The sequence below is a fragment of the Paracoccus ravus genome (assembly GCF_004522175.1).
In the GTDB taxonomy this organism is placed as follows: Bacteria; Pseudomonadota; Alphaproteobacteria; order Rhodobacterales; family Rhodobacteraceae; genus Paracoccus; species Paracoccus ravus.
In genome coordinates this window covers 194,593-207,962 of sequence record NZ_SDEB01000004.1, presented here as the reverse complement: position 1 = coordinate 207,962, position 13,370 = coordinate 194,593, and the positions used below count along the sequence as shown (strand labels likewise).

Genomic DNA, 13,370 nt, shown 5'->3' with positions numbered 1-13,370 from the left:
AAGCAGGTAGTGCCATGACCACGAGCTTCGCTCCGCGCATCTTTTCCGGCATCCAGCCCTCGGGCGGGCTGACGCTGGGCAATTACCTTGGCGCGTTGAAACGCTTTGCCGAGTACCAGGGCCAGGGAGCCGAGACGATCTATTGCGTCGTGGACCTGCATGCGATCACCGTCTGGCAAGATCCCGAGAAGCTGCGCCACAATACGCGCGAGGTCGCGGCGGCCTTCATGGCCTCGGGCGTCGATCCCGAGGTCTCGGTCCTGTTCAATCAAAGCCAGGTCTCGCAGCATGCCGAACTGGCATGGCTCTTCAACACCGTGGCGCGGGTCGGCTGGATGTACCGGATGACCCAGTTCAAGGACAAGGCCGGCAAGAACAGCGAGAATTCCAGCCTCGGCCTGCTCGCCTATCCCTCGCTGATGGCCGCCGACATCCTGGCCTATCACGCCACCGAAGTGCCGGTCGGCGAGGATCAGAAGCAGCATCTGGAACTGACACGCGACATCGCGGCCAAGTTCAACCATGATTACGGCGTGGATTTCTTCCCGATCACCAAGCCCATGATCGAGGGCACCGCGACCCGCGTCATGTCGCTGCGCGACGGCTCGAAGAAGATGTCGAAATCCGATCCCTCGGACGCCACCCGCATCAACCTGACCGACGATGCCGATGCGATCGCGCAGAAGATCCGCAAGGCGCGGACCGATGCCGACCCGCTGCCCGGCTCGATGGAGGGCCTGCAGGACCGCCCCGAAGCCAAGAACCTCGTCAACATCTTCGCGGCACTAACGGGCGAATCTGCTGATCAGGTTCTGGCCCGTTTCGAGGGTCAGGGCTTTGGCGCGTTCAAGCCGGCACTGGCCGAGGTCGCGGTGGAAAGCCTCGCGCCGATCACCGAGAAGATGACGCGCTTCATGGCCGACCCGGCCGAGATCGACCGCATCATGGGGCGCGGCGCGGATCAGGCGGCGGCGATTGCCCAGCCCATCGTCGAGCGCACGAAGGAAATCATGGGCATGATCCGCTCGCGCTGAAGCGACGGAAAAATCAGCCCTTTCCGCGCGGGATGTGCTAGGCTCATCCCGTGCGAGAACGGATATTCAGATGACGGACATCCTGTCCCGGCTCTTCGGGACGCGCCCCTGGCTCTTGGCCGATGGCGCGACCGGGACCAATCTTTACAATATGGGCCTTCAGCCCGGCGACGCCCCAGACCTGTGGTGCGTGACCCATCCTGACCGGGTGCGCGAATTGCACCGCCAGATGATCGCGGCAGGAGCGGATCTGATCCTGACCAATAGCTTCGGCGCCAATGCCAGCCGCTTGCGGCTGGTGGGGGCGGAGGGTCGCGTGGCCGAAATCAATCACGCCGCCGCGCGCCTCGCCCGTGAGGCTGTCGCGGAAAGCGGCCGTTCGGTCATCGTCGCGGGCTCGATCGGACCGACCGGCGAGATCATGGCCCCGGTCGGTCGCCTGACCGAGGCCGATGCCGTCCGGTTGTTCACCGAACAGGCCACGGCCCTGAAAGAGGGCGGCGCGGATATTCTCTGGATCGAGACCGTCAGCGCCATCGAGGAGCTGCGCGCCGCCGCCCGCGCCGCGCAATCGACCGGCCTGCCCTGGTGCGGCATGATGAGCTTCGAGCCCGGCGGGCGCAGCATCATGGGCGTGAGCCCGGCGCAGCTTGCCGCTCTGGTCGAGCGCCTGCCTTATCCGCCGGTCGCTTACGGCGCGAATTGCGGCACCGGCCCCGCGGAATTGCTGCTGGCCGTTGCAGGCTTTTCGGCCACGGGCTGCGAGCGCCCGTTGATCGCCAAACCCAATGCGGGCGTGCCGCGTTATCAGGATGGCGGGCTGATCTATGACGGGACGCCCGAGGTCATGGCGGAATTCGCGGTCCTCGCCCGCGATCTGGGGATCCGCATTATCGGCGGATGCTGCGGAACAACGCCAGAGCATCTCGCCGCGATGCGAGAAGCTCTGGAAAGCCGCAAGCCCGGGGCGCGACCGACCAGCGACGCGATCTCGACCCGGATCTCCGGGCTGATGGTGGATCGTTAGAACAGCGAGAGTTGGTCACCCGCCCGTGGCGGCTGCGCGAAAAGGCTGCAATCCAGCACCGGCTCGGCGCGGTCGAGGCCAAGGCGCTTGCGCGCCAGTCGGAAGCGCTGATGCAGCAATTCGGCCTCGGGTCCCTCGCCGCGAAATCGGCTGCCGAAACGCGGATCATTGTCGCGCCCGCCCCGCATCGCCTGAATGCGAGACATGACATGCGCGGCCTTGCCCGGATGGCGGCGTTCGAGCCAGTCGCGAAACAATGGCGCGACCTCCAGCGGCAAGCGGACCGGGATCATCGAGGCGGCGCGCGCGCCAGCGTCCCGCGCCGCTTGCAGGATCCGTTCCATCTCGTGATCGTTGAGCGAGGGGATCATCGGCGCCGCCATGACCCGGACCGGAACGCCTGCCTGCGCCAGCCCCTCGATCATCCGCAACCGGGTCGCGGGAGCGGGGGCGCGCGGTTCCATCTCGCGGGCAAGCTTTGCGTCGAGCGTCGTGATCGAGACCCCGACCCAGACCAGCCGCAAAGCCGCCATCCCGCCCAAGATGTCGAGGTCGCGCAGAATTTGCGCGCCGCGCGTCACCACTGAAAGCGGATGATGCCAGTCGCACAGCACTTCAAGGCAGCCGCGCATGATCCGCAGGCTGGATTCGGCGGGCTGATAGGGATCGGTATTCGTTCCGAAGGCGATCGGGGCGACGGCATAGCCGCGTCGCCCGATCTCTTGCGCCAGAAGCTCGGGCGCATTGGGCTTGGCGGTGATTTTCGTCTCGAAATCAAGGCCCGGCGACAGGCCCAGATAGGCATGGCTGGGGCGTGCGAAACAATAGATGCAGCCATGCTCGCATCCGCGGTAGGGATTCACCGAGCGGTCGAAGGGAATGTCGGGCGAGTCGTTTCGCGCCAGGATGGATCTGGCCCTTTCCAGCGTCACGTCTGTTCGCAGGGTTGCGGGTTCGATCGGGCTGTCCCAGCCATCATCCTCGCGTACGGATTGATAGGGTTCGAACCGCCCTGCCGGCCGCGCGGCGGCGCCACGGGCCAATAGGGCTTCATCCGGATTGCGAGGCGGCAGTGTCATGATCCGATCATATCGGTCGAACGAGAACATAGCAAGAACGCCTGCGGAGTTGCATCCCGCCTCGACCCGATTTCCTGCCTCGCTGGAACCCGAAATGCGGCCTTTCCGTTTTGCTGATCTCAACTCATAATGGGATCATGGGAGGTCGATATGCCGCTGCCGCGTTTTCTCATCCTGATTCTGGCCGTGATACTTGCCGCCGCGCTGACCATTTGGGCCGCCAGCAATATCGGTGTTCCGCTGCTGATCCTGGGTCTGGCCGCCCTGACGGCAGCCGTGATCGTCCATTTCGCGATGCGCGAGCAAGGCTGATCGGAATGCCGCCCTAATCGGCCAGCAGTTCGGTGTCCCAATAAAGGAAGTCCATCCAGCTTTCATGCAGGTAATTCGGCGGGAAGCGACGTCCAACCGCATGCATTTCCTCGGAACTGGGACGGCGCGCCGGGCGGCGCAGGCGCAGACCGGAATTCCGCAGGGACTTATTGGCTTTTTTCAGGTTGCAGGGCGAGCAGGCCGCGACCACGTTTTCCCAGCTGGTGACGCCCCCGCGCGAGCGCGGCACGACATGGTCAAAGGTCAATTCCCCCTTGGCCCCGCAATACTGGCAGCAGAATTCGTCCCGCAGAAAAAGATTGAAGCGCGTGAATGCCACGCGCTTCTGAGGTTTCACATAATCTTTCAGCACAACGACCGAGGGGATGCGTATGCTCTCCCGCTGGCTTCGCACCACCGCCTCATATTCGGCGATGATCTGGACCCGATCGAGACATACCGCCTTGATCGATTCCTGCCAGGGCCAGAGGGACAGTGGAAAATAACTGAGCGGACGGAAATCCGCATTCAGCACCAATGCCGGATGGTGGCGCAGGCTCGAGGGCTCGCGCACGAATTGGGTACGAAAATCGCCATGATCGTCCAGCATCGGCCCTTGCCTCGCCTGACAGGAACTTGTCGGAACTTTCTTCCGGCCGACTATATATCGCGACCAGCATCTGACAAGACCCTGAATATATGTCTCGCCGTCGCTTTACCGTGGTGAAGTGACATCTGCGTGACATAGCGGCACGCCCGCTTCGTCCTTGCCCTTGCCCGATCAAGCTGACAGGATTCAGGCATGAGCACAGCCCCTGCGGTCCTTGGCACCTTGGAATCTGCCCTGTATGCAGAAGATCTTGTGCTGGCCGAGACCTTCTGGACCGAGATCATGGGGCTAAGGGTGATCGGGCGCCAACCCGGCCGGCATGTCTTTTTTCACTGCGGGGCGCAGGTCCTGCTGGTTTTCGACCCGAAAATCACGATGGAACCGCCCCGCGACGCCCGCCTGCCTGTGCCGCCCCATGGCGCGACAGGGCCAGGGCATTTCTGCCTTGCCGCAGCATCCGGGCTGATCGACGCATGGCGTGCGCATCTGGAACGAAGCGGCGTGACAATCGAGGCGGATTTTGTCTGGCCTCAGGGAGGCCGGTCGATCTATTTCCGCGACCCGGCGGGAAACTCGATCGAGATCGCCGACCCGGCGATCTGGGACAAGGCCGGAACGCTCCGGCCCTGAAGCGAAAAAAGGTCAGCGACGGGCGCGAACAGCCAGTTTCCGCAGTTGCGGCCGCGGCATCACGAGAATGGAAACAGCGCTGACGCCGATTGCCGCAAGTGTCATCCAGATCAGATCCATCGCAACCACTCCTCATTACCTGATTTGAACCTAGGGCCTCAATCGAGCACTTCAAGCCCCAATTCGCTGCGCCGCCTATGACCTCGCGGCAAATCGCTCACGCAGGAATTGCAAGGCCACGGTCAGCCCGTCGGGTGAAATGCCATGCGGCGTGCCGCGCATCACATGGGTGCGGACATCAAAACCCGCCCGGGTCAGCCCCTCGGACGCCAGCCCCATGCTTTCGAAAGGCACGACCGGATCCTGATCGCCATGCGCGAGCAGGACCGGAGGCCGAGACCTGACATCGCGCGCCAGCGCATCGGGGTCCAGAAGCCTGCCGGAAAAGCCCACGACGCCGGCGATCTTCTCGCTTCGGCGGGGCGCAACCTCCAGCGACATCATGGTGCCCTGCGAAAAACCGACCAGCGCCAGCCGCGACGGGGAAAGCCCCTCTGCCGCGAGCACCGTGTCGAGAAAGGCATTGATGTCGTCAAAGGATTGCTCGGCCGAGGCGCGGGCCTGCTCAGGTGTCGATCCATCCATCCAGGGGATGGGGAACCATTGAAAACCCATCGGATTGTTGACGCAGCGCTCGGGCGCATCGGGCGCGTAGAAGGCCGTGCCCGGCAGATGCGGGGCCATCGGATCGGCAAAGCCCAGCAGATCGGCCCCATCGGCCCCATAGCCATGCAGAAAGACAACGATCTGCGAGGCCTGCTCGGGTCCCCTGCGTTTCGAATTCAGCTGTCGCGTCATGACTTCACCCCCTCGCGTCCTTTTGCCAGCCGGTAATAGGCCCAGAGACCCCGGGCCGCAACCGCACGCCAGGGCCGCCACGGCTCGGCCATCTCGGTCAGCGCCTTGGGGCTAGGCCGCGCGGGCAATTCGTAAAGCAGCCGCGCGGCCTCGGCCAAGGCAAGGTCGCCCGAGGCAAAGACATCCGCCCGGCCAAGGGCGAATTTCAGATAGATTTCGGCGGTCCAGCGCCCAATGCCCGGCAATGCGGTCAGCGCGGCAATGGCCTCGTCATCGGGCAGATCGCGCAAGCCCTGCCAGTCAAGCCCGGCCTGGGCGATGCCCCGCAGATAGCGGATCTTTGGGCGCGAGAGCCCCACGGCACGCAGGGCCTCGTCCTCGGCCCCGGCAATCGCCGCCTCTTCGCCCAGCCCAGCCGCAACCAAGCGCGTCACGATGGCGTTGGCGGCATGGGTCGAAATCTGCTGCGAGACGATCGCATCGCGGATCGAGACGAAACCCTCGTCCCAGCGGCGCAGCGGCAACGGGCCGATTTCTGGCAAGGCCCGCGCCCAGACCGGACAGACCCGGGCAAGATGGGCCGCGCCCTCTTGCAGATCCGCCTCGGCCCGAATCAGCCGCATCAGACCTCCGGGCCGGATTCGGCTGCGATCCGCGCCTCTTCCTTGAGGCGGGTTTCATAGGCCATGGAGATATGGCGTCGCAGCGCCGCCTCGGCGCGCGCGCCGTCATGGGCGGCAATGGCGTCGACGATTTCCTGATGCTCGTCCAGCGTCACCGTGTCGCGGCCCTTGGCCGCCAATGTCGTGCGCGCCATCAGCGCCATGCTGCGATGCACGATTTCCAGTTGCTGCACGAGATAGCGGTTATGCGAGGCCAGATGGATCTGGTGGTGAAAGCGGCGATTGGCCCGCGACAATGCCTGCGGATCACCAAGAATTCTGTGATCCTCTTCGACCATGCCCGCCAGGACGCGGATTTCTTCGGGCGTGGCATGGCGAGCGGCGAGGCGGGCGGCAAGCGCCTCCAACTCGGCCCGCACGGTATAAAGTTCGGCAAGCTGGTTATGGTCCAGCGTCGCGACGATCAGGCTGCGCCCGTCGCGCTTGAGCATGGATTGCGTCTCGAGCCGTTGCAGCGCCTCGCGGACCGGGGTGCGCGACACCCCGAAGCGCTCGGCCAATTCGGATTCCACCAGGCGGTCGCCGGGGCGGTATGTGCCATTGTCGATGGCGGAAAGGATCAGGGAATAGGCATCTTTCATGGCGGCACGATCCGCCGTCCCGCGCGGGATTGCAAGCGCCCCGCCTCGGGCTTAGGCAGGGCGCATGGATTTTGATCATGTGACGACCTGGATCTTCTGTTATAACGTTAAAGTCACTACTCGAAACGATAAGAAATATACCCATAAACATAGGAACTTAGCGAAGCGATTCGCGCCACGAACTGCACCTTACTGTATCGTGGTGGACAAAGAAAAGGTGGACAGATGGTGGACAATTCGACCGCACCCCAAAAGCCAAAACGGGGCGGATTGAGGTCTTCCGAAATACCCAGACTCAAAGACGGAAGGCATTCGGACGGCAACGGCCTAATTTTCGTGGTGCGGGGCGGTTCCCGACTCTTCGTCTATCGACATACAGACCCGCTGACAGGCAAGCGGCGGGAAGTTTCCCTTGGCTCGTATCCCGATCTCACCCTGACTGAAGCCCGCCTGAAACGCGATGCTGCTAAGTTACAGGTGAAGTCCGGCAAACGCGCCTCGCCCCGGATTGAACGTGCCGACGCAGAGCGTTCCCTGTCGATCTGGGCAAGTCGCGCCCATGAGGCAAACGCCCGACGGCTCAGGCGTGGTGGGCCGACATGGCTTCGCTGCTTGGAAAACCATATCCTGCCCCAACTTGGCGATGCGGACATAACCAAGGTGACAGCGCGGGATATCGTCGCCACGATTAGACCGATCTGGACCGAAAAGCCGTCGTCGTCGACCGAAGTCGTGTCTCGTCTCCGGGCGGTATGGCGGTATGCCGCAGCAGAGTTTCCGAATCTTGACCTGACGGTAATCGACCGGGCGGTGATCCAACTCGGCCACCAAGGACACAAGGTCACGAATTATGAAGCCCTGCCCCATGCAGATATCCCCGCCGCCTATCAGAAACTCGGCGACGACTCCCTCGGGGCATTGGCCGCGCGTCTCTTGATATTGACCGCCAGCCGAAGCCGACCGATCCGCATGGCAAGGATCGCAGATTTCGACCTTGAAGATCGGGTGTGGACTGTTCCGGGTCCTGATATGAAATCTGGCCGCCCATTCCGCGTTCCTTTGAGTGATGAGGCAATTCATGTGATCGGCCTCGCAAAGATACTGACCCGCAGTAACACACTCCTTTTTGCGGCAAGACACGAGCAGAACATCGAGAGTTCAACGATTTGGACAATCATCCGAAGAAACGGCATCAAGTCGACCGCCCATGGCTTCAGATCAAGTTTCAGGTCATGGTGTGCGGATAGCGCCATTGACTTTGCCACCGCCGAAGCAGCCCTAGATCATGTGGTCGGCAACGCCACGTCGCGGGCGTATCAACGTAGTGACCTGCTCGACCTTCGCCGCCCGGTCATGGCCGATTGGGCGAAATATGTGACAACGGCGCATGTGTGAAAGACAGAAGGCGATCCTCGAAAGGATCGCCCCCTTTTAATCCGGACTCCGGTCAACCTTCGCTTTCTGAGCAAAGATCGGCGGCCCATTCCAGAACGTCGACCTCAGTGAGCGTGTACGGGTTCCGACCCTCATCACTTCCAGGATGGACTGGCAGACCATCCATATCCGTAAGAAGGTAAAATCCGCCCCACTCACGCAGGATAAATCCATGCCGGGAAAACCTTTCCGACAAGGCTTCGAACACTTCAGCAGTCATCTGATCTCTCCTAGCAGTCGAGCGAAAATGCAAGACTGCCAGGCCTCACCAAGACGGCCCAAGCTTGACTAGCCTAGCCAACCCCGACTGCCGAGCCACACCTTCCGCGACCATCGTCGGCGAGTCTGTGGTCACTCTCCCCGGCGATGCATTCCAACTTGAATCCTAGCATCGGATCGGGCGGCGTGACTATGCATTTGTTAAGGTGTAATCCTGAAGTATTATTCCCCGATCCGTGGATAATCCGGTTTGCCCGGATCGAAGATGCGGAGTGCGCCCCCGTTCCAGAGGCGGGGGCGTTCGCATTTGTGGAACTCGGATTCACGATATCCGCGCCGCCAGTGCGCCGGGGGGCGAACTGAGTACACCCAGGCATAGTGGACAAACTCAGGCAATTTGCCTGACTGACTTCAGTCTTCGACCCGCGCCAATGCCTTCAGGCTCGACCAGACTTCGCGCGTCTGCTCGGCGTTCGGACAGGCGGCGGCGGTGATCAGCGAGCCGCCGCGATCATACCGAAACCAAAGCAGACGATGCGAAAGCCAAATGCGGACGGCATCACGCGACCAGCTTTCGCGCGGTACCTCTCTGGCGAAATGTTCAGCGGCTCTGACGTAATCGCCACGGCGGGCAAGATTCCTGCCAGCGGCGCGGCGGATCGGCTCAGTGATCAGGCGATGATTGTGATCGCGGATCGCGTGATCGGTGATTGTGCTATGGTGCATTCGTCGCTTCCCTTTCCCGACAGCGACAAGCGCCCTTCGGCCCCTTACACGGACCGGGGGCGCGTCAAGTTTCGAAGATCAGCGGGCCTTCCCCCGCATGTTTCGCGTCGGGCAGATCGGCCAAGGAATGCCCCCCGCGCAGAACGGCCAGACGCTTGACGGGCAAGCCCCGGTCGTCGGCGGTGACAAGCAGGACCGGGGTATCAGACTCGGCCAGCCCGCGTATCTCGGCGTCGAGACTGTTCGGCCCTTCGTCGAGGATCGGGGCGCGCCAATATGCGCCGCCATGCAGCTTCAGGGCGGCGCGATCCATTTCGATCACGGCCAGCGCGCGACCGATCTCGAAACCCTGTTCCCGCCCCGCCGCCTTGATCGTCGGCACCAGCGCAAGAACAACTTCCTTCGCAAAGTCGTACCGTTCCTGAAACGTCATCATCACGCGATTTCCCCTAATTTCACCGTTGCCAAAGCCCGCCGCGCGAACCGGGGCGGGCAAAGCGTGTCGAGCATCAACCCGCGATCCGTGCGGGTCTTTCCGAGCGCCGTCACGACGCGGCAAAGCTTCGCGCGGCCCAGCGTTCCGAGTCTGGCATCGAGCGCCCGCGTTGCCGCGACGACTGTCGCCGCCGCCGTGAATGAGCCCGTCCATTTGGCGCGCCAGCGGGCATCGTCATCGGACAGACCCGCCTTGAAATAGACGGGTTCGAGCGCGGGATGATCGATTGCCCCCGCCTTCAGGATCGCCAATTCGGCCTTCGGATGCGCGATGCAGGGGCCAAGGCTGGCAAGCGCCATGACGCTTTCGAAGGACTCGCGGGACATGCCGACGGGGATGATCGTGAAAGAGCCGTTGCCGTCGCCTTCGTCGGCGATGACGGTTTCGAGCCCCTTCGTCGAGACGCCAAGATATTGCGATGCGACTGCCGCCGCCAACGCATGCCGGACCTCATGCAGCGCGGCGACGGTCATGGCGATACCGTCAATTTTCGGATGATCTGCCCCGACTCTGCCGCCTGTTTGCCGCCGTTCTCGTCGCGGGGGGCATTGCGTTCGCCGCCGATCACGGCGCGGATGAAGGGCGAAGGCTCGCCCCGGATGATCGCAGCTTTGCGAAGTTCGATCTGTTCTGCCACGCGAGCCAAGGCGGCAAGGTTCGCGGCGATGACAGCGCCCCCGGCAGACTTGATCAGATGCGCGCCGTCGATCCGGTCGAGGCGGTCAGACAGGTCGGCAACCTGTTCCTTGATCACGGCCCCCGCCGCGTCTGTGACCTTGACCGCCAGCGCATCCGCTTCGGCCTCGCGGTCGGCGGCGACGGCCTGAAGCACGGCGTCGAGGATATCCGCCAAAGCCTTGCCAGATACGGCCCTGTCGCCGACTTCTGTTTTCAGCCATGCGACAAGTTGCGCGACGCGGGCGCTTTTGACTGTGGCGCTCATGCGTTCCCCCATGCATCTTGTGCAGCGGATTCCAACTCGCGGCGGGCTTCGGCCCTTTGCGCTAGGCGCTTGTCGGCGACCTCTTTTCGCTTTTCGCCAAGGGTCAGACGGGCGACCGACCGGATATGCTCAGGCAGAAGCGCCCTTTGCCGTTTCATGGCGCTTTGCAAGCGCGGCGTCGGGGTGAACTCGGACAGGATCGCTGTCGCGTCTGTGCCTTCGAGGCTCAGGGCGGTGTCGACCGCCTCGGCCAGCAAGTCTTGAACCATTGCCAGCCGCTTGCGGGCGGTGCTTACGTCCTCGGCGACCAGATGCGCGACGGCCCGAAGATGCTCGGCGGTTTCCTCGGCCTCTGTCTCGTCGGCGTCAGGCACGGCAGCGCGGATGAAAGCAAGGCTCGCGCGGGTTTCGAGCGCCACGCCGATCAGCGGCGATGCCCCGTCGGCTTCGCCCGTTTCCAGCGCGCGGGCGGCGGCGCTGAGTGACTTGCCCGCCTCGGCGCATGCCCGGATCAGGGCGACCGCCTCGCGCACGACCCCGCGCATTTCGCGTAGGGCTTCGATGACTTTGGCGGGGGCGGTATCGGGCAAACGCTTGGCGATGGTGCCGACCATACCCGTCGCGGTTTTGACCCCGCGCGATGCGAGATAGCGGCTCAGGCTCACTTCAGCCCCGCCGATGCGGAGCACGGGGGTGGATAGGCTTCGGGTCAGCATCACGGCGTCTCCTTTCCGGCGACAAGCCGCAGACGGGCGGCGATCCGGTCATCTGGCGGCGGCAAGGCGCGTACTTCGCTCACAGGGGCCGCTGGCAGGGACACGACGGCATCGGGCTCGGCCACGGCCCCCGCCGCGCTGAGTGGCACCATTTGGCTTTGTGCGCGCGGCTCATCGCCAAATGGCGTATCGGGCAAGCCTTCGCGCAAACGGGCTTCGTTTGGCGACAGGATGCCATTGATCACAAGCTTCGCCAGAACTTCGGCGCGCGCCGCCTGATCGGCCCGCAGAAGGGCCGACTCGTCCAAGTCGAGGCGCTGCGTCGGCGGCAGATTGAAGAAGCGCGAAATGCCTGTCTCGATCAGTTCGAGGGTATGGCCGAGTCCCATCGCTAACCAAAGCGAAGCAAGCGCCTCGGTCGTGCCGTATTGGCTCGCGCCAGACTGATCGCCAATCAGGGGCAGCGGGACTCTGAAGGCGCGGGCGATCTCTTTCGCGCCAAGTTCGTAACTGGCGATCAGTTGCGCGTCGACCGAATTGATCGACAGGCTTTGCCACTTCAGACCTGAACCCAGAATAGGGACGCGGCCAGAGTTCAGCGCGGCGGATTGGCTCTGCCAAGTCTCGCGCAGGACCGCCATTTGCTCTTTTGTCAGACGTTCGTCGGTCGTGATGACGCCGCTCGGACGGCTCATGTTTGAGAAGAATGTCGCCCCGTTCTGCATGATCGAGTTCGTCATCTCGATACTTGCGGCCAGATGCGCGACGGGGCTTTGGCCGACCAGCGGGCTTCGCGCCGATGTGTGAAGCCGCAGATGCAGCACGTCGCGGGCGGGCAGGATCGCCCCGGCAAGGGTGCGCGGCAGATGCGCTGAAGTCGGCAGTTGATAGAATACCGCCGTGCCGCCGTCGTCATCATAGGCAACATGCAGCGGCGTTTCGCGGGCGGGCAGCGGGTGAAGTTCGGCGATCTGATGACGGTCGTCGCGGATCGCGGCGCACATTGAGTTGCCAGTCGCGTAAAGATCGCGAACCAGACAGTCGAGAAAATCAACGCCGCTTTGATATTCATTCGGCGATCTCAGGATGCGCGACAGGGGCGAAGTCGTGACAACCTGGACTCCTTGCCCCGGCACTTCCGAAACGTGGCGGGCGGGCAGACTGGCGACAGTTTCGGCATAGGTCGAGACGCATGCCGCGACGATGGGGGAAACCCCGGCGCTGACCGGATCGCGGCCCTGTTGCCACCAATTCCAAGGCCAGCTTTCTGGGATGAATCCGCCTGTGATCGGCAAGGGATAACCCATCGCTGTCGGGGGTGCGCCCTTGACGGCGGGGGGCCGGATCGCGGCGGCGAGACGTTGAAGCAGGTTCGTTGGGGCGCGGGACATGGCGACGGCCTTTTGTCTCAGTTGTCCGACCAGCTTCCGCCCCGATACCGGTCCCTGTCAAGCGATTCCTTCTGAATTATGAGGTCCTATCAATTACTTAGTGTAGTACACTTTCGCGATTTCGACTTTTTTCGGACGGCGCGCGGTGTCGCATTTATCCAGCCAAGTATGTCGGACTCTTCGACCTCGAACCCCAGAACCGCCAGCCATTCCGCCGCGTTGCGCCAGTCCCGCGCCGTTAGGGGGCGATCCTTCGCCAGCGCATGCAAATAGCCCTGTTCAACAAACAAAAGCGCGGCGATCAAATCGCGACAGGCGCAGGGGTCGATTTCATGGGGTGGAGTCAGCCGCGCCGTCAGAACCCCTTCGAGATCGGCAAGCAAGGGGTCGGCAAGGTGTCGGACCTTTGTCGGGTCGGACAGGATGCGCCAGACCCAAGTATCAGTCGGCGGCTCTTTCGCGGGTTGGCGGTGGAATGTCATTGGCGGCGCTCCTACGGCTGATCTCTGCTCGGATCATGTCGAGGGCTCGGCGCGCCTGACTTGGGGTCGGGGTGAACGTCTCAGGGCGTTCGGTCGTGGGCTCAGGATCGGGGCTCATGGGCGATGGCTCCGGGGTTGAACGCAATCAA

At 63.1% G+C, this 13,370-nt stretch carries 18 protein-coding genes; 5 read left to right on the top strand and 13 right to left on the bottom strand.

The genetic code is table 11. From position 1 onward, the window contains the following. The first annotated feature begins 14 nt into the window (after positions 1–14). Positions 15–1,034: a tryptophan--tRNA ligase gene (trpS, locus tag ESZ60_RS05445; RefSeq protein WP_134679406.1), complete on the top strand. Its 1,020-nt coding sequence runs from the start codon at positions 15–17 to the stop codon at positions 1,032–1,034. 70 nt (positions 1,035–1,104) lie between these two features. Next, positions 1,105–2,061, top strand: coding sequence for a betaine--homocysteine S-methyltransferase (bmt, locus tag ESZ60_RS05440; protein ID WP_134679405.1), 957 nt, complete (start codon positions 1,105–1,107; stop codon positions 2,059–2,061). On the opposite strand, the gene ESZ60_RS05435 is transcribed toward bmt, so the two are convergent. Then, positions 2,058–3,140, bottom strand: coding sequence for a PA0069 family radical SAM protein (locus tag ESZ60_RS05435; RefSeq protein WP_134679404.1), 1,083 nt, complete (start codon positions 3,138–3,140; stop codon positions 2,058–2,060). The two genes, bmt and ESZ60_RS05435, sit on opposite strands and share 4 nt — an antisense overlap. Before the next feature lie 150 nt (positions 3,141–3,290). On the opposite strand from ESZ60_RS05435, the gene ESZ60_RS20690 reads away from it, so the two are divergent. Beyond that, positions 3,291–3,452: a hypothetical protein gene (locus ESZ60_RS20690; RefSeq protein ID WP_167620068.1), complete on the top strand. Its 162-nt coding sequence runs from the start codon at positions 3,291–3,293 to the stop codon at positions 3,450–3,452. A 13-nt stretch (positions 3,453–3,465) separates the two neighbouring features. Here ESZ60_RS20690 and ESZ60_RS05430 read toward each other — a convergent pair whose 3' ends face one another. Beyond that, the gene (locus ESZ60_RS05430) at positions 3,466–4,062 is read right to left on the bottom strand and encodes an HNH endonuclease (protein ID WP_134679403.1); all 597 of its coding nucleotides are present in this window, start codon (positions 4,060–4,062) and stop codon (positions 3,466–3,468) included. Positions 4,063–4,254: 192 nt separating this feature from the next. Between ESZ60_RS05430 and ESZ60_RS05425 the strand changes: the two genes are divergently transcribed. Then, positions 4,255–4,692 carry a VOC family protein gene (locus tag ESZ60_RS05425; protein ID WP_134679402.1) on the top strand — a complete coding sequence of 146 codons (438 nt, stop codon included), beginning with the start codon at positions 4,255–4,257 and terminating at the stop codon, positions 4,690–4,692. A 195-nt stretch (positions 4,693–4,887) separates the two neighbouring features. Here the strand turns inward: ESZ60_RS05425 and ESZ60_RS05420 are convergent, their stop codons facing one another. From ESZ60_RS05420 to ESZ60_RS05410, 3 genes are read right to left on the bottom strand one after another with little or no spacing between them, the layout of a single operon-like run. Next, positions 4,888–5,550 (bottom strand): alpha/beta hydrolase, encoded by a 663-nt coding sequence (locus tag ESZ60_RS05420; RefSeq protein ID WP_134679401.1) that lies wholly within the window; start codon positions 5,548–5,550, stop codon positions 4,888–4,890. Beyond that, complete coding sequence (locus tag ESZ60_RS05415) at positions 5,547–6,173, bottom strand: DNA-3-methyladenine glycosylase family protein (RefSeq protein ID WP_134679400.1); 627 nt, start codon at positions 6,171–6,173, stop codon at positions 5,547–5,549. Before ESZ60_RS05415 ends, ESZ60_RS05420 begins: the two co-directional genes overlap by 4 nt. After that, complete coding sequence (locus ESZ60_RS05410; RefSeq protein WP_134679399.1) at positions 6,173–6,814, bottom strand: GntR family transcriptional regulator; 642 nt, start codon at positions 6,812–6,814, stop codon at positions 6,173–6,175. The genes ESZ60_RS05415 and ESZ60_RS05410 overlap by 1 nt, the downstream gene beginning before the upstream one ends. Positions 6,815–7,039: 225 nt before the next feature. On the opposite strand from ESZ60_RS05410, the gene ESZ60_RS05405 reads away from it, so the two are divergent. Next, positions 7,040–8,209: a tyrosine-type recombinase/integrase gene (locus ESZ60_RS05405; RefSeq protein ID WP_134679398.1), complete on the top strand. Its 1,170-nt coding sequence runs from the start codon at positions 7,040–7,042 to the stop codon at positions 8,207–8,209. A 52-nt stretch (positions 8,210–8,261) separates the two neighbouring features. On the opposite strand, the gene ESZ60_RS05400 is transcribed toward ESZ60_RS05405, so the two are convergent. The 8 genes from ESZ60_RS05400 to ESZ60_RS05365 all read right to left on the bottom strand — a co-directional run bounded on the left by ESZ60_RS05400 (position 8,262) and on the right by ESZ60_RS05365 (position 13,221). Beyond that, complete coding sequence (locus tag ESZ60_RS05400; RefSeq protein ID WP_134679397.1) at positions 8,262–8,468, bottom strand: hypothetical protein; 207 nt, start codon at positions 8,466–8,468, stop codon at positions 8,262–8,264. 410 nt (positions 8,469–8,878) lie between these two features. Then, a complete protein-coding gene (locus ESZ60_RS05395; protein WP_134679396.1) occupies positions 8,879–9,193 on the bottom strand; it encodes a hypothetical protein in 315 nt (104 codons plus the stop codon). Positions 9,194–9,257: 64 nt separating this feature from the next. Then, positions 9,258–9,629, bottom strand: a complete 372-nt coding sequence (locus ESZ60_RS05390; protein ID WP_134679395.1) for a hypothetical protein — start codon at positions 9,627–9,629, stop codon at positions 9,258–9,260. Next, a complete protein-coding gene (locus ESZ60_RS05385) occupies positions 9,629–10,162 on the bottom strand; it encodes a hypothetical protein (RefSeq protein ID WP_134679394.1) in 534 nt (177 codons plus the stop codon). The genes ESZ60_RS05390 and ESZ60_RS05385 overlap by 1 nt, the downstream gene beginning before the upstream one ends. Beyond that, positions 10,159–10,632, bottom strand: coding sequence for a hypothetical protein (locus ESZ60_RS05380; protein ID WP_134679393.1), 474 nt, complete (start codon positions 10,630–10,632; stop codon positions 10,159–10,161). The genes ESZ60_RS05385 and ESZ60_RS05380 overlap by 4 nt, the downstream gene beginning before the upstream one ends. Continuing rightward, a complete protein-coding gene (locus ESZ60_RS05375) occupies positions 10,629–11,351 on the bottom strand; it encodes a hypothetical protein (RefSeq protein ID WP_134679392.1) in 723 nt (240 codons plus the stop codon). Before ESZ60_RS05375 ends, ESZ60_RS05380 begins: the two co-directional genes overlap by 4 nt. Further along, complete coding sequence (locus ESZ60_RS05370) at positions 11,348–12,739, bottom strand: phage portal protein (RefSeq protein ID WP_134679391.1); 1,392 nt, start codon at positions 12,737–12,739, stop codon at positions 11,348–11,350. The genes ESZ60_RS05375 and ESZ60_RS05370 overlap by 4 nt, the downstream gene beginning before the upstream one ends. Before the next feature lie 89 nt (positions 12,740–12,828). Further along, positions 12,829–13,221, bottom strand: a complete 393-nt coding sequence (locus ESZ60_RS05365; RefSeq protein WP_134679390.1) for a hypothetical protein — start codon at positions 13,219–13,221, stop codon at positions 12,829–12,831. Positions 13,222–13,370: the final 149 nt, after the last annotated feature.